This window comes from Microbacterium sp. C448 (genome assembly GCF_000582705.2).
GTDB classification, from domain to species: domain Bacteria; phylum Actinomycetota; class Actinomycetes; order Actinomycetales; family Microbacteriaceae; genus Microbacterium; species Microbacterium lacus_A.
On the sequence record NZ_HG779651.1, the window covers coordinates 1 to 15498 of the forward strand.

General features: G+C 65.1%; 16 protein-coding genes. 13 read left to right on the forward strand and 3 right to left on the reverse strand.

The genetic code is table 11. The features are described from left to right. The coding region (locus MIC448_RS06440) for a DUF2142 domain-containing protein (RefSeq protein WP_158497523.1) at positions 1-670 on the reverse strand (670 nt) is incomplete at its 3' end. Between the two features lie 204 nt (positions 671-874). Between MIC448_RS06440 and MIC448_RS06445 the strand changes: the two genes are divergently transcribed. The 8 genes from MIC448_RS06445 (at position 875) to MIC448_RS06480 (ending at position 8435) form a co-directional block, all read left to right on the forward strand. Beyond that, the gene (locus MIC448_RS06445; RefSeq protein ID WP_036297533.1) at positions 875-1603 is read left to right on the forward strand and encodes a glycosyltransferase family 2 protein; all 729 of its coding nucleotides are present in this window, start codon (positions 875-877) and stop codon (positions 1601-1603) included. Next, positions 1600-2034 carry a DUF2304 domain-containing protein gene (locus tag MIC448_RS06450; protein WP_036297536.1) on the forward strand — a complete coding sequence of 145 codons (435 nt, stop codon included), beginning with the start codon at positions 1600-1602 and terminating at the stop codon, positions 2032-2034. Before MIC448_RS06445 ends, MIC448_RS06450 begins: the two co-directional genes overlap by 4 nt. Then, entirely contained in the window at positions 2018-3268 is a 1251-nt protein-coding gene (locus tag MIC448_RS06455; protein ID WP_036297537.1) for a hypothetical protein, read from the forward strand. The genes MIC448_RS06450 and MIC448_RS06455 overlap by 17 nt, the downstream gene beginning before the upstream one ends. 91 nt (positions 3269-3359) lie before the next feature. Further along, a complete protein-coding gene (locus MIC448_RS06460; RefSeq protein WP_036297539.1) occupies positions 3360-4334 on the forward strand; it encodes a GDP-L-fucose synthase in 975 nt (324 codons plus the stop codon). Positions 4335-4376: 42 nt separating this feature from the next. Beyond that, positions 4377-5180 (forward strand): glycosyltransferase, encoded by an 804-nt coding sequence (locus tag MIC448_RS06465; RefSeq protein ID WP_051513264.1) that lies wholly within the window; start codon positions 4377-4379, stop codon positions 5178-5180. A gap of 119 nt (positions 5181-5299) precedes the next feature. Continuing rightward, on the forward strand, positions 5300-6313 hold the full coding sequence (gene gmd, locus MIC448_RS06470; protein ID WP_036297543.1) for a GDP-mannose 4,6-dehydratase: 1014 nt from the start codon (positions 5300-5302) through the stop codon (positions 6311-6313). After that, positions 6313-7242: an NAD-dependent epimerase/dehydratase family protein gene (locus MIC448_RS06475; RefSeq protein WP_036297544.1), complete on the forward strand. Its 930-nt coding sequence runs from the start codon at positions 6313-6315 to the stop codon at positions 7240-7242. The genes gmd and MIC448_RS06475 overlap by 1 nt, the downstream gene beginning before the upstream one ends. A gap of 8 nt (positions 7243-7250) precedes the next feature. Next, entirely contained in the window at positions 7251-8435 is a 1185-nt protein-coding gene (locus MIC448_RS06480) for a DegT/DnrJ/EryC1/StrS aminotransferase family protein (protein ID WP_036297546.1), read from the forward strand. A gap of 60 nt (positions 8436-8495) precedes the next feature. Here MIC448_RS06480 and MIC448_RS06485 read toward each other — a convergent pair whose 3' ends face one another. Next, positions 8496-9599, reverse strand: a complete 1104-nt coding sequence (locus MIC448_RS06485) for a glycosyltransferase family 1 protein (RefSeq protein ID WP_036297548.1) — start codon at positions 9597-9599, stop codon at positions 8496-8498. A 305-nt stretch (positions 9600-9904) separates the two neighbouring features. On the opposite strand from MIC448_RS06485, the gene MIC448_RS06490 reads away from it, so the two are divergent. From MIC448_RS06490 to MIC448_RS06500, 3 genes are all read left to right on the forward strand, one after another. Further along, positions 9905-11857 carry a DUF6541 family protein gene (locus tag MIC448_RS06490; protein ID WP_036297550.1) on the forward strand — a complete coding sequence of 651 codons (1953 nt, stop codon included), beginning with the start codon at positions 9905-9907 and terminating at the stop codon, positions 11855-11857. A 222-nt stretch (positions 11858-12079) separates the two neighbouring features. Next, positions 12080-13216, forward strand: coding sequence for a UDP-galactopyranose mutase (glf, locus tag MIC448_RS06495; protein ID WP_036297552.1), 1137 nt, complete (start codon positions 12080-12082; stop codon positions 13214-13216). Positions 13217-13296: 80 nt separating this feature from the next. Then, entirely contained in the window at positions 13297-13764 is a 468-nt protein-coding gene (locus MIC448_RS06500; protein WP_144237995.1) for a hypothetical protein, read from the forward strand. Here MIC448_RS06500 and MIC448_RS06505 read toward each other — a convergent pair. Beyond that, positions 13761-14246 (reverse strand): nucleoside deaminase, encoded by a 486-nt coding sequence (locus MIC448_RS06505; RefSeq protein WP_036297558.1) that lies wholly within the window; start codon positions 14244-14246, stop codon positions 13761-13763. The two genes, MIC448_RS06500 and MIC448_RS06505, sit on opposite strands and share 4 nt — an antisense overlap. A gap of 87 nt (positions 14247-14333) precedes the next feature. Here MIC448_RS06505 and MIC448_RS06510 point away from each other — a divergent pair, with 87 nt between their 5' ends. Both MIC448_RS06510 and MIC448_RS06515 read left to right on the forward strand, forming a co-directional pair. Beyond that, positions 14334-15125 (forward strand): ABC transporter permease, encoded by a 792-nt coding sequence (locus MIC448_RS06510; protein WP_036297560.1) that lies wholly within the window; start codon positions 14334-14336, stop codon positions 15123-15125. Beyond that, positions 15125-15498, forward strand: a 374-nt coding sequence (locus MIC448_RS06515; protein ID WP_036297563.1) for an ATP-binding cassette domain-containing protein, incomplete at its 3' end; no start/stop codon positions are given. The genes MIC448_RS06510 and MIC448_RS06515, both read left to right, overlap by 1 nt.

The window sequence follows — 15498 nt, forward strand, 5'->3', positions numbered from 1 at the left end:
CCGCCCCCATCACGCCGCCGATCAGCGCCAGCCCGCACAGCGCGAGCTGGCGCCTGCCGCCCGTTTTCGTCGCACCCCACAACCCCAACCACACGGTGATCGCCGAGATCAGTGCCCACGAGGATGGATTGGTCGACGGGATGAGGAACAGTCCGAGCGGAACGGCGGATGCGAGGGCGGACACTACGAGCGCCGTGCGTGCGGTGCGCGGCAGGACCCAGAAGAGTGTGGTGAGAAGACCCACCGCGAGGGCGGCGTTCGCGGCGCGCATCGCCATCACGGACGCTTGAACGTCCGTACTCGCGAACACCGACATGGCTGCGTAGAAGACGGGCGGATAGAGGGGGCCCGTGTTGACACGCACGCTTTCGACGAGACCCTGAGCGTTCTCGTCAGGGTCCCAGCAGGCTCCGCTCTGCGCGGGGTCGAACGCGAAACAGGTGGCGGTCGTGAGCGGAGCAGGAACGAGGCGAGTCTCGGGATCACCCGAGTCCTCGCACAGACTCGATCGCTCTCCGAGCCCGCACCAGATAGAGGAGAGGTGGAAGTCGTCGTCCGGGCTGGCGCCCACGGGCGAGGCGAATGCCCAGGCGGCGAGCGTGAGAAATATGAGCAGAGGGACCGCGATCTTCGTTATCCCGCCGCGCCGGATGAATGCCCTCGACTTCACCCATGAATCGTATCTGTCCGCCTTGGTCTCGGTTGGTGCGGTGGCCCCTGTGTCGCGGTGCCGGCACACGATGACCCTCGTCCGGTCGTGGTCGCTGCGACTCGGATCAGGCCGATCAGACCTTACTCCGGGGTCTGTGCGGATTCGCGGCTCGGGGCACGGGGGAGCGGGATCGCGACGCCGACACGGATAGGATTGCTGACTATGGTCGACGCGTTGCCTCGGGTTCTCGTCATTGTTCCCGCATGGAACGAGGCGCGGAACGTGGGTCCCACCGTGAAGGAGATTCTCGCCGCTGACGCGCGATACGACGTCGTCGTCGTGGATGACGGCTCGACGGACAGCACCGCTTTCGCGGCCCAGGCCGCCGGTGCACTGGTTCTCCCGCTGCCCTTCAACCTGGGTGTCGGAGGGGCGATGAAGACCGGCTTCACCTATGCGCAGCGCCACGGATACGCTTGCGCGATCCAGGTCGACGCGGATGGCCAGCACAATCCGGCCGACATCGCCCGGGTGGTCGACGGTCTCGCAGACGCAGATATATCGATCGGTGCACGGTTCGCTGATGTCGGAGAATATACGGTCAGGGGCCCGCGACGCTGGGCGATGGTCTTCCTCGCGCGGGTCGTGTCGCGCGTCGCAAGAACCCGCCTGACGGACGTGACGAGCGGTTTTCGTGCCGCGAACAGGCGTGCGATCGATCAGTACGTTCGGTACTACCCCGCCGAGTACCTCGGTGACACATTGGACTCTCTCGTCGAGGCCCTGCACTCAGGCTTGACGGTGACGCAGGTGCCGGTTGCCATGCGTCCGCGTCAGCACGGGCGTCCGAGTCAGAACCCGTTCGGGGCGACCGTCTACCTTTTCCGGTCGCTGTTCGCACTCTCGCTGGCGCTGCTGCGCGGCATGCTTCGACGGAGGCCTCGCGCATGATCGTTCCCATCGGCATCGCGTTCGCTCTTGTCGTGCTGGCGATCATCTTGGTGTTGTTGCTGAGGCGTCAGCTGAGCGAGAAATATGCTGCACTCTGGATCGTCATCGGACTGAGCATCTTGATTCTCGCCATCTTCCCGGGGACACTCGGGTGGCTTGCCGCGGTGCTCGGCGTAGAGGTCCCGGCCAATCTCCTCTTCGCCCTCGCACTGGCGCTCCTGATCGCCGTCACCCTGCACCTCTCCTGGGAACTGTCGACATCGGAAGAAGAAGTTCGGCGAGTAGCCGAAGAGGTGGCCATCATCCGGGGTGAACTGGATGCGGTCCGCGAGGTGCTCGCGGAGCGGCGGCCCGCGGCGAACGGCACCGGCGAGGCGGCGACTCCGGACGAGGTCCCCCCGTCGGAGCCGCCCCGTGACGAACGCAGCTGAGGGCCGAGGGCGCAGCCTCCTTTACATACTCGGCGCGACGGTCGTCGCAGGGGCGAGCGGCTACGCCATCCAACTTCTCGCGCCGGCGCTTCTCCCGAGCGCCGAAACGTACCTGTCATTCGCTGCCTATTGGTCCACGCTCTACCTGCTGGTCGCCGCCGTCGCGGGCGTGCAGCAGGAGGTGACACGGGCAACACGCGCGGCCGACACGCCCCCATCGAACACCACGCTTCGTACGTTCACCTTCCTCGCCGCTGTCGCTCTCACGCTCATCGCCGTGCTCGTCGGGGCGGTCCTCTCGGGCACGGCGTTCGCAGCAGCGCCCGTGCCGATGACCGCCTGGTTCGTCATCGGGTTGGTGGGCTACCTCTTCACCGCAGTGTTCGCCGGAGTATTGTCAGGCCTCGGACAGTGGCGGGCCGTAGCAGCGCTGATCGCGCTCGATGGGATCCTGCGCGGTGTGGCGGTGACCTCGGGAATGCTCTTGGGCGCTCCGCTCGGGGTGCTCGCAGCACTGATCTCGGTGCCGTTCATTCTCGCGTTCGGCGTGATCTGGCTCGCGGTTCGAGCGAACGTCATCGGGCGTTTTCGTCTCGATGTCGGTGCGAGAAGACTGTGGCTCAACGCGGCGCGGACGGTGGCCGGTGCGGCTGCTACGGGAGTGCTCGTGACCGGGCTGCCCGCGCTCCTGCGTGCGGCGATGCCGGACGCTGACCCCGCGGTCCTTGCCGGTTTGATCTTCGTCATCACCGCGACGCGTGCCCCGCTGATCATTCCGCTGCTCGCATTGCAGAGCTACCTCATCGTCGACTTCCGCAGCGCTCCCTCGCGCACGTGGCGCCTTCTGCTCAGGTACGGCGCGATCGTGCTCTCGGCGTCCGTTGTATTCGCCGCGTGTGCGTGGCTCTGGGGTCCCCCCATCGTCGGGTTCATCTCCGGCGGTCGCTTCATGGTTCAGGGTCCGGTCGCAGCGGCGGTCGTCGTCAGTGGCGGGCTCGTTGCGCTCATGTGCGTCACGGGACCTGCGCTCCTCGCGCATGAATCGCATCGGTGGTACGTGCGTGGATGGATGCTCGCCGCAGTGACGACCATCGTCTTCGTTCTCCTGCCCCTCGACCCGGTCGTGCGGACGGTCCTCGCGCTTCTCGTCGCGCCCGCTCTGGGAGCCGTCGTCCACCTCATCGGCGCGCGCCAAGACCCGAGCATGCGTCACGATCCCGAATCGGTCACGTAACCGTCTCGACCGGTCGGTGTGCTCGGTTTCGGAGGCGAGGGTTTGCCGGCAACTATGATGGTCACATCGACAGCGGGGAGATTTCAACACAATGCCGGACGGAAACACCTATACCCCGAACCCCATCGATCGCGACGAGGTTGTCTATGTCGCCGGTCACAACGGTCTCGTCGGGTCGGCGATCTGGAGAGCGCTGGAGGCCGACGGTTTTACGAACCTGGTCGGTCGCAGTTCGCGAGAACTCGACCTCCGCGACCGAGCAGCGACGTTCGATTTCTTCCGCGAGATCAAGCCGCGTCATGTGGTCCTCGCGGCCGCGAAGGTCGGCGGAATCCTCGCCAACAGCACTTTTCCGGTCGACTTTCTGTCCGACAACCTCCAGATCCAGGTGAACGCGATGGATGCGGCACTTGAGAACGGCGTCGAGCGGCTCCTCTTTCTCGGGTCGAGCTGCATCTATCCGCGAGACGCCGCCCAGCCGATCCGTGAAGACAGTCTCCTCACGGGGCATTTGGAGCCGACCAACGATGCGTACGCGATCGCGAAGATCGCGGGCATCCTTCAGGTGCAGAGCGTGCGTCGGCAGTACGGGCGGCCCTGGATCTCTGCGATGCCCACGAACCTGTACGGTCCGGGCGACAATTTCTCCGTTTCGGGATCGCACGTGCTTCCGGCATTGATCCGGCGCTACGACGAGGCCGCGGCGGAAGGCAAGGATGTCGTCACCAACTGGGGGACGGGGTCGCCGCGACGCGAGTTCATGCACGCGGACGACATGGCCTCGGCCTGTTTGCATCTGCTCGATCATTACGACGGGCCGCAGCAGGTCAATGTCGGCACGGGTCAGGACAGCACCGTGCGGGAGATCGCGCAACTCGTGGCGGAAGCCGTCGGATATACGGGACGCACGGAATGGGACACGTCGCGTCCGGATGGCACGCCTCAGAAGCTCCTCGACGTGTCGGAGTTGGCAAGCGCTGGATGGACCGCGTCTATCGGTCTCAGCGAGGGACTGGAATCCACGATCGCCTGGTATCGGGAAAACAGACAGTCGCTGCGAGACTGATCTCACCCCGTGCCCCGCCCGCCTTCGTACAGAGGTTCCCCAGTGACTGACTCTTCTCGCGCCATTCTCGTCGTCCTTCCCACCCTGGGTGATCGGCTCGAATTCCTTCGGCAGACCCTCGATTCGGTTCAGGCCCAGCGCGAGTCGGTCGAACTCACCCTCGTGGTGGTCTCGCCGCCTGGAGCGGTCGCGGCTCGTGAGCTGGCCGCGGCGTACGGCGCCGTCTTCGTGGACGATCCTCGCCAAGGAATCAGCGCCGCGATCAACCGTGGCCTGACGGCGCGAACCCACGAGCGTTACTATGCCTGGATCGGTGACGACGACATGTTCCGCGTCGGGGGACTCGCGCTCTTGCGTGACCTGCTCGAGGCCGACCCTCGCGCCGTCGTGGCTTACGGAGGTTGCGACTACGTCGATCCGGAGGACAGGACCGCGTGGGTGAGTTCCGCGGGCCGCCTGGCCACCTTCCTTCTCCCGTGGGGACCGGACCTCATCCCGAACCCTGCCGCGCTGATCCGGCTCGATGCTCTCGAGGCGATCGGAGGGTTCGACGAGAGTCTGCGATTCGCCATGGACTTGGACGCTTTCCTCTCGCTCCGTCGTCACGGATCATTCACATCGACTCGAACATCGGTTGCGGCGTTCCGGTGGCATCCGGATTCACTGACGGTTGCGAACCGGCGTGCCTCGAGCCGCGAGTCCGAAGCCGTGAAGCGCCGTCACCTGCCACGGATACTGCGCCCTGTCTCACCGTTGTGGGATGCGCCCGTGCGGTGGGCATCCGCATATGCCGCCTCGCGGGTCACCGCACGCGCGCGTCGGATGGCCTCCACGGGAGCGGCCTGACGGGCGCGATGCACTCATTAGGTTAGGCTTGTGGCGCCCCGTCCACGGTCGGAGACGGGCCCCGGTGGCGCACGCCACCCCCGGATACCGTCGGAGTCACTCCTATGAACAGTTCACCAATGAAACGCGCCCTCATCACCGGAATCACCGGGCAGGACGGCAGCTACCTGGCCGAATTTCTCCTCGACAAGGGCTACGAAGTGCACGGCCTCGTGCGGCGGTCTTCGACCTTCAACACAGACCGGATCGACCACATCTACGTCGATCCTCACACTCCCGATGCCCGGCTGAAGTTGCACTTCGCCGACCTGACGGACGGGTCACGCCTGGTCACCCTGATGGATCAGATTCAGCCTGACGAGGTATACAACCTCGCCGCTCAGTCGCACGTGCGCGTGAGTTTCGACGAACCCGAATACACCGGTGACACCACGGGGCTCGGCACGGTTCGTCTTCTCGAGGCAATTCGTTCCACGGGCTCCACGGCGCGTTACTACCAGGCCAGCAGCTCGGAGATGTTCGGCGCGACGCCCCCGCCGCAGAACGAGGAGACGCCGTTCTACCCTCGCTCGCCCTACGGAGTGGCGAAGGTCTATTCGTACTGGATCACCAAGAACTACCGCGAGGCCTACGGGTTGTTCGCGTCGAACGGAATCCTGTTCAATCACGAGTCCCCGCGTCGCGGAGACACCTTCGTCACACGCAAGATCACGCGAGCGGTAGCGCGGATCGCGGCGGGAGTGCAGGACTCTCTGTTCATGGGAAACCTGGACTCCGTCCGTGACTGGGGTTACGCGCCGGAATACATCGAGGCCATGTGGCTGATGTTGCAGCATGACACGCCGGAGGACTTCGTCGTCGCGACCAATACGGCCTACACGGTCCGTGATTTCCTGGAACTGTCGTTCGGGCACGCGGGTCTCGAATGGCAGAAGTACGTGCGGTTCGACGAGCGCTACCTCCGACCCACCGAGGTCGACGCGCTGGTGGGCGACTACGGAAAGGCCGAGAGCCTGCTGGGATGGAAGCCGCGCGTTCTCACGCCGCGACTCGCGGAGATCATGGTGGACGCCGACCGTCGTGCGCTTGAGGTGGAGGGCTCGCGGTACGTCGACGCCGTGCAGAGCGCCTGATGCGCGTATTTCTCACGGGCTCGCGAGGAATGCTGGGCTCCAGTTTTCTCGCACGCCTCGAGCGTGAGGGGGAGCGGTTCAGCGTAACGGCGCCATCGCGGCAAGAGCTCGATCTTCGGGATCGGCAGGCGGTCAGGCGCGCGATCGAGCAGGCGCAGCCGGATGTGATCATTCACGCGGCCGCGAAGGTTGCGGGGATCGCGGCGAAATTGGCCGCCCCGATGGACTACCTGATGGACAACCTGTTGATGGACTCCAGCGTCATCGGCGCGGCCGTGGAGCAGCGGGTCCCGCGTCTGCTGTATGTCGGAACAGCGGCGGTCTATCCGATGGACTACGTCCGCCCCTTCGTGGAGGCCGACCTTCTCACGGGCGCTCTGGAGCCTGCGAACGAGGGATACGCTCTCGCGAAAGCGGCGGCGGTGAAGCTGTGTGAGTTCGCATCCGCCCAGCACGGTCTGCTGTACCGTGCAGTTCTGCCGTCGAACCTGTATGGGCCATACGACCACTTCGAATCGGCCGACGCGCACTTGATCGCCGCCGCGCTCAGAAAGGTGCACCGGGCGCATCTCTCGGGCGACCCGACCGTCGACGTGTGGGGCGACGGCACGGCTCGCCGTGAGTTCACCTACTCCGAGGACCTGGCCGACTGGCTCGTGGGCCAACTCGGCGAGTTCGAACGCTGGCCCGCGTGGCTCAATCTCGGAATCGGAACAGACCTCAGCGTCCGCGAGTACTACGAGATAGCCCGTGACGTCGTCGGCTATCGTGGCGACCTGCGATTCGATACCACCAAGCCCTCGGGAGTCCCGCGTCGTCTGATCGATTCGTCAGCGGCCATTCAGCTCGGCTGGGCTCCCCCCACCGCTGCGCCGGAGGGCATGGCGGCCGCCTACGCGGCGTTCCTCGCGAGCAACATCGAAATCTGAGAGGCAGTATGACCACCCCCAATCAGCCCACCTTCCCGCTGGCAACCAGCTCCTGGGACGACGCCGAGCACGAGGCGATGCAGCGAGTGATCGCGAGCGGCCGGTTCACCATGGGCCCGCTGGTTGCCCAGTTCGAGCGCGATTTCGCCGCCGAATTCGGCGCGGGTCACGCCGTCATGGTCAATTCCGGGAGCAGCGCCAACCTCCTCGCGATCGCGGCAGCGGTGCTCGACCCGGAGATCGACCTGAACCCCGGCGATGAAGTGCTCGTGCCCGCGGTCTCTTGGGCCACGACGTACTACCCGCTTCAGCAGTACGGCCTCAAGCTGCGCTTCGTCGACATCGATCTCGATACCCTCAACATGGACCTCGATCTGGCGGAGCAGATCATCACGGATCGCACCAAGGCGGTGTTCGCGGTCAACATCCTGGGCAATCCCAACGACTACGCTCGCCTGCAGCGAATCTGCGACGAGCGCGGACTGCTGCTGCTCGAGGACAACTGCGAATCCCTCGGAGCAACTTTCGACGGCCGCGCGGCGGGCACCTTCGGGGTGATGGGAACGTTCAGTACCTTCTACTCGCACCACATCGCCACGATGGAGGGCGGGGTCGTGCTGACTGACGACGAGCGCCTTCACCAGATCCTGATGTCGTTGCGAGCGCACGGATGGACCCGCGAGCTTCCCGCACAGAACTTCGTCCACGACAAGAGCGGCGACCCCTTCGAGGACTCGTTCTGCTTCGCGTTGCCCGGTTACAACTTCCGTCCGGTCGAGATGTCGGGGGCTCTCGGGATCGAGCAGGTGAAGAAGATTCCGATGATCATCCGCGAGCGTCGTCGCAATGGAGCGTACTTCACGCAAGCCATGTCCTCCGTGCCCGATGTCCGGATCCAGAAAGAAGTCGGTGAGAGCAGTTGGTTCGGCTTCTCGATGATCCTGGAAGGACCGTACGCCGGGCGTCGCCGTGAGGTCGGGGAGGCTCTCTCCGCGGCCGGCATCGAGTCGCGCCCGATCGTGGCCGGCAACTTCACCCGGAACCCGGTCATGTCCTACTTGGACGCGATCGTGCCGGAGGCCCTGCCAGCCGCGGATGCCGTGCACTACGACGGGCTGTTCGTGGGCAACCGGCACTACCCCACGGAGTCGAGCATCGATCAGCTGCGCGAGATCCTCATCGCGTTGCGCTGAGGATCTTCGAGTGGCCTTCCTCCTTCGGGAGGGAGGCCACCGTCCGTTCCGGTAGCCGGGCTAGCGGGACGGGGTCGCCGAGAGCGCGCGGTCGAAGGATTCGAAGGTCCCTTGAGCGACTTTCTCCCACGAGAAGAGCGAGGCCCTCGCCGGGCCCCCCTCGGACAGGCTCTTCTGGAGCTCGGGTCGCTTCACGAGGTCGACCATTGCACGGCCGATGGCCGCGTCATCCGAAGAGTCGAAATAGTACGCCGCGTCACCGCCCACCTCGCGGTAAACCGGGATGTCCGCGAGCATCACGGGAACTCCGATGAGCATCGCTTCGAGAGCGGGGAGCGAGAAGCCGTCACAGTGCGACGGAACGATCAGGGCCGTGACACGCTCGTACAGCCGATCGAGGTCTTCGACCGAGATCCAAGACAGCAGCTCGACCGAGTCTTCGAGACCTAGGGACCGGACGAGAGGCAGCAGGGGGTCATCGCCGTGACTGCCCGTGATGATGACCTTGGGTCGGTCCTCTGGCGCGATGGTCGCCAGTGAACGCACGAGACCGTCGAAGTTCTTGTGCGGGCGCCGGTTGCCGACGGCCAAGAAAGTGGCGGGCTCGCGCTGGACCGTGGTGCGTTCGCGCGGCTGCACCGTGCCGGCCAGGGGCACCAGATCGGTTCGCTCGGGAGGGAACTTCAGGTACTTCCGGATGTCGGCGGCCGATGCTTCGCTGATGGTCAGGATCCGCGTTGCGTTGGCCGCCCCACGCTTCTCCATCCACTTGACCGGTTCGGTGTAGAGGCCTGTCAGCATGTACTCGGGATGAGCGAAGTAGAGCAGATCGTGCATCGAGATGACGACGGGGACGCGGGAGCGCATCGGCCCGAGCATGGCAGGGCAGTGGATCAGGTCCGCGCCGAGACGATTCGCCGCGCGGGAGACACCGAACAACTCGCCGTAGGCCCATGAGAAGCGGTTCTCGCCGCTGAACTTCGAGGCGATGACCTCACCGGGGAACCACGAGTGGTCGTGCCCCATGAATTCCTTGCTGGCATACCCGACGAATTCGTAGGGGGTATCCATCTGCCCGATCTGCCGGTAGAGCTCTCGGGTGTAGGTTTCCGTTCCACCCTTCGTTCCGGTGTACGAGAGGAGGTCGACGAGTACTTTGGGCACGGGCCACGATCCTACCAGCCACCAGATCCGTTATTTCGTTGGCGGCGGGGTGTCGGCGACAGTTCAGCCGACCGTCAGCCCCGTGAAGGCGTACGCGAAACGTGTCCCGGCTGCCGGATCGCCGAGCTGGACCGAGTCCGGAGGAGTCAATCGGGATGCGGTCAATCAGGTCGAGCTCCGGCGAGTCGACAATATCGCTCGGCCGGTGCTGATCTTCCCGTTCCCGTCGGAGGTGATCTGGAAGGTCGAGGGGGTATCCTGGGTCGCTGAACCGGACGCAGATCGAAAGGCGCCCCCTGCTCGTGATGTGGCTCGATCTAGCCTTGGCGTCCGTCGTCCTGATCGTCCTCGTCGGCGTCGTCGGCGGCGCTCTGGCGTGGGCCGTCGGTCTGCGAGGGCCGTGGGCCATAGCAGCGACCCCCGCGTTCGCGGTGACCATCGTCGGCGGGACTGCGATCGTTGCGCCGTGGTTGGGATTGAGCTGGTCGATCATCCCCGTACTGCTGGTCACGTTGGTGCTCGCTGGAGCTTTCCTCGGAGCGCGATCGTTGCTACGTCGGCGGTCGCGTGGAGAAACCTCGACGCGAGCGACTGCCCCCGGTGACGACACGCGGTTCGGGTGGACTGCGCTTGCGATTCTGCTCGCGGCCACAATCCTCGCCGCGCGATTCGTGCAGGTAGTCGGCGAACCCGACGCCATCTCGCAGACATTCGACAACGTATTTCACCTCAACGGCGTGCGGTTCATCCTTGAAACCGGCAATGCCTCTTCTCTGCATCTCGGCTTCATGACGAGCCCAGGCGGTGGGCTCGCGTTCTACCCCGCTGCGTGGCACGGGATCGCCTCGCTCATCGTGCAGTTGTCGGGCGTCGCTATTCCTGTTGCGGTGAACGCTCTGACACTCGTGTCGTCCGCCGTGTTCTGGCCAGCGGCGGTCATCTTGTTGTCTCGGGCGATGTTCGGCAGTTCTCCGGTAGTCGCTGTCGCTACCGGATTGATCGCGGCGTCGATCCCCGCATTCCCGATCCTGCTGTACGACTACGGCGTTCTCTTCCCCTTCCAGCTCGGACTGTCGGTATTGCCGTTCGCGCTGGCGGCGTCCCTGCGCCTGTGCTCGCTGTCGACCGCCGCCGCCCCGCAAGGAGCCGGGTGGTGGGTCGTCATTCTCGCGGGCTCGCTCGTCGGGCTTGCGTTGGCACACCCCGGCGCGTTCGTCGCTTGGCTCGCGCTCTCCGTGCCCATGGTGTGCGCGTTTGCGTGGGAGCAGGTCCGCCGCGCAGGATCCGCGCTTGCCGGTGTCGTCGTCGTCTCGGGCTTCGTTGGATACCTCGCGCTGGGTGCTGTGCTGGTCCGGGTGCTGAGACCGCCTGCTGAAACGCGCGGCTGGCCGTTGCAGCTGTCGATGGGGGATGCCCTCGCCACAATTTTTTCTGTTTCGATGTGGTATCTCGTCCCCGCGACGTTGGTGGCGATCGCGGTCATAGCGGGGATTGTGTGGGCGCTCATCGAGCGTTCTCGATCAGCGTTGATCGCCCTCGGGATTTACGTGATCGGGGCCTGGCTGTTCTTCGTCGTGTCCTCGCTCCCATTCGGGGTCTTGCGCGACCAGTTCACCGGGCCCTGGTACAACAATCTGCCTCGATTGGCGGCGATCCTTGCGATAGCCATGGTCCCTCTCGCCGCATACGGCGCATCGCGCACCTGGGCATGGGTCGGTTCGATCACGTTCGTTCGGACCGCCCCGTCGTGGGCCCGGAGTGCGCTCGGAACCGGCGCCGTGATTCTCGCGTTGGCGGGCACGCAGACGGGCGCGATGGAGCGGGCGGTCGACTGGGCCCGCAGCTCGTACGGCTTCGCCGAGACGTCCGCTTTGCTCAGCCCGAACGAGCTCGCCCTGCTCGAGCGACTCGATGAACACGTTCCAGCTGATGTGGGCATCGCCGGTGATCCCTACACCGGGACCGCTCTCGCGTATGCCTTCAGCGATCGACCAGTACTGATGCCGCACACGCTCGTCGAGATCACTCCGGACATGGAGGCGGTTGCAGCGGGGCTCGCCCAGGATCCAGGTTCGGTCTGCGGCGAATTGTCCCGCCTGGGCATTGGTTTCGTGCTGGATTTCGGTACCGCTGGAGTACACGGGCTTTCGGACCGGTTTCCGGGACTCCACGGGCTCGAAGAATCGGGGGAGTTGCAACTCGTGGACAGCGAAGGAACCGCCAGACTGTTCGAGATCGCTGCCTGCGACGTCGGCTGAGAGCGGCCAGATTTGCGGGTAGAGCTCTCCGGTTTAGGTTTCGGTTCCGCCCTTCGTCCCCGTGTACGGGAGCAGGCCGACGTGTGCTTTGGGCACGGTCTCCGGGCCTACCCAGCGCGGCCGCCGCGCGTAGAATGGCGCGGCGTATGGGATGCACTTCGATGCTGTCTCACCGATATGCGCCGTCCACGCCTCATCGGCCCAACAGAAAGAAATTCCTGTATGGATCTCCTCATCGTCGGCTCGGGCTTCTTCGGCCTCACAATCGCAGAACGGGCCGCCGCATCCGGTCGCAGGGTGACCGTGATCGACCGCCGCCACCACATCGGGGGCAATGCCTACAGCGAGGATGAGCCCGAAACGGGGATCGAGGTCCACCGTTATGGTGCCCACCTCTTCCACACCTCGAATCCGGCGGTGTGGGAGTACGTCAACCGGTTCACGACGTTCACCGACTATGTGCACCGGGTGTACACGAACCACAAAGGTGTCGTGTACCCATTACCGATCAACCTGGGCACGATCAATCAGTTCTTCCACGCGGCATATTCGCCGGACGAGGCCCGTGCCCTCGTGCAGGAACTCGCGGGCGAGTTCGATACGAAGGATGCCGCGAACCTCGAAGAGAAGGCGATCGCCCTGATCGGAAGGCCGCTCTACGAAGCCTTCATCCGCGATTACACCGCGAAGCAGTGGCAGACAGCTCCCACCGATCTGCCTGCCGAAGTCATCAGCCGCCTACCCGTGCGCTATAACTACGACAACCGGTACTTCAATGACACGTGGGAGGGTCTGCCGACGGACGGGTACACCGCGTGGATCGAACGGATGGCGGACCACCCGAACATCGAGGTCAAGCTGTCGACCGACTTCTTCGACGCGACGCAGCCCCTGAACAAGGCGGCAGCGGTCGGTCAGCTGCCCATCGTCTACACCGGCCCGGTCGACCGCTACTTCGACTACGCCGAGGGGGCGCTGTCGTGGCGCACGCTCGACTTCGAGGAGGAGGTGCTCGCGGTGGGCGACTACCAGGGAACTCCGGTCATGAACTACGCCGACGCGGACGTGCCGTACACCCGCATCCACGAGTTCAAGCACTTCCACCCGGAGCGCGCCGATCGGTACCCGACGGACAAGACCGTCATCATGCGTGAATTCTCGCGCTTCGCCGAGGGCCAGGATGAGCCCTACTACCCGGTCAACACCCCGGAAGATCGCTCCGGTCTGCTCGCCTATCGCGAGTTGGCGAAAGGTGAGCGGAATGTCTCGTTCGGCGGTCGTCTGGGCACGTACCAGTACCTCGACATGCACATGGCGATCGGTGCGGCCCTGTCGATGTGGAACAACCAGCTGGCGTGAGTCCGATCGTGATGTGCGCGAACGGGACCAGGCTGGCGTGGGCGCCTGAGTATCGACAACGCCGCGGTTAGGCTCGTCGCGTGACCCGCTACGCACCCGCCGCTCTCGCTGTCATCCTCGTCCTCGCCATCACCAGCTGCGCAGCCGAGCCGGGAACGGCGACCTCTTCGTCTCCGGGTGCAGGTGCTTCCCCCTCGGCATCGGCGTCTTCCCCGCCCTCTGCGACACCTGTGCCCTCGGCGTCGCCGGAGCCCATCGCCTCGCCCACCTCACCCGCACAACACGAGCTTGTGAACATCGCCGGCCGGTTGGGCCTTGCGGATTTCACCCTCCGCGGCACTGCCGACTACGTCTCGCAGTGGGGAGTAGGGACGCTCGACGGCAGCGAAGTGAGAATCTACGAGTTCGCCTCAGAGGACGAATACCTCACGTACCTGGATTCGGTGGCACCATTCGGTATCACGGCCGACGACTTCGTGAAACGAGGGCTCTACGCCGTCGCACCGACCGATCGCGGACAACTCGAGCGGATTCGCGCCGCGCTCTAGACCCAGAATCCGGCGTGCGCTTCGGCGGCCTCGTCCTCGAGCATCGGTCCCACGACCTGCACGCTGCGCTGACCCCGCGCGAAAACCTCGCGACAGGGCAGCGTCAACGTCGGGTTCTCCTCGTGAGCTCCCGTGAGCGATAGGAGGCGCGTTTCGGAGAGGGCGTAGACGACCCGGTCGATCCCCGTCCAGTACGCCGCGCCCGCGCACATCGCGCACGGTTCCGCGCTCGTGAAGAGCGTCGAACCCCGCATTCCTTCCGGCCTGAGCAGCCGCGCCGCCGCCGCGACCGCGCGCAGTTCGGCGTGCTGGGTCGGATCGCCATGTGGCGGCAGGGAGTTGTTCCCGAAGGACGAGACGATCGTTCCCCGGGCATCGACCACGAGCGACCCGAACGGGTGGGAGCCTTCCGCGCGCGAACGCTCCGCGACGCGCAGGCTCTCGCGCAGATGGCGGAGATCCTCGTCGTTCAATTCGGACATGGGGTGCCTCCGTGGTCGGAGCTGACGGTTCCGGCGCTCCATCGTATGCACCCTGAGTCGCTGTCCGACGCGCATAGACTCGCATGCGTGACCACCGCCGCCGTCGGCAGCCCCGGCTCCGCCCGGCGATACCTGCACTCCCTCTGGCTGCTCTCGGCGCGCGACCTGCGGGTCCGGTATGCCACGAGCGCCCTGGGGTACCTCTGGTCGATCCTCGACCCCCTCGTGATGAGCGCGATCTACTGGTTCGTCTTCACTCAGATCTTCCAGCGGACGGTGGGGCACGATCCCTACATCGTGTTCCTCATCACGGCGCTCCTGCCCTGGGTGTGGTTCAACTCGGCGGTGTCGGACTTCACTCGTGCGTTCAACAAAGACGCACGGCTCGTCCGGTCGACGGCGATTCCCCGATCGATCTGGGTCAACCGGATCGTCCTGAGCAAAGGCGTCGAGTTTCTCTTCTCCCTGCCTGTACTCGTCGGATTCGTGATCATCGCCGGGGCGCCCGTCGGGTGGGGTCTGCTCTGGTTCCCTGTCGCGATCATCCTGCAGGCGGCGCTGCTCGTCGGCCTGGGCCTGCTCGTGGCACCCCTGTGCGTGCTGTACACCGACCTCGAGCGCACGACGAAACTCATCCTCCGAGTGTTGTTCTACGCCTCGCCGATCATCTACAGCGTGGGTGACCTACCGGGCATCTTTCCGCAGCTGGCCGCGTTCAACCCCCTGTCGGGTATTTTCACTCTGTACCGCGTCGGCTTCTTCCCCGAGGTATGGGACACGCTGAGCGTCGTGGTCGGTGGGCTGATGTGCTTCGCGTTCCTCGGGCTCGGAATCCTGGTTTTCCGGAAACTCGAACGACCCGTCCTGAAGGAGCTCTGATGAGCGGGGCAGCAATCGAGGTACGTGACCTCGGCATCCGGTTCCGACGTAATCGCCGCGGTCGGCGGAGCTTCAAAGATCTATTCGCCGGCTCATCCCGTCGCGTCCGTCCGAACGAATTCTGGGCTTTGCGCAACGTCTCGTTCGACGTGCAGCCCGGAGAGTCGATCGGTGTCGTCGGTCGCAACGGCCAGGGCAAGTCGACGCTGCTCAAACTGGTCGCGCGCGTGCTGCTCGCTGACGAGGGAGTGGTGCGTGTCAACGGCGGTGTCGCGCCGCTGATCGAAATCACCGGTGGATTCGTCGGCGACCTGACGGTACGTGAGAACGTCCGCCTGACGGCGGGACTGCACGGGATGTCCCGGGCCGAGGT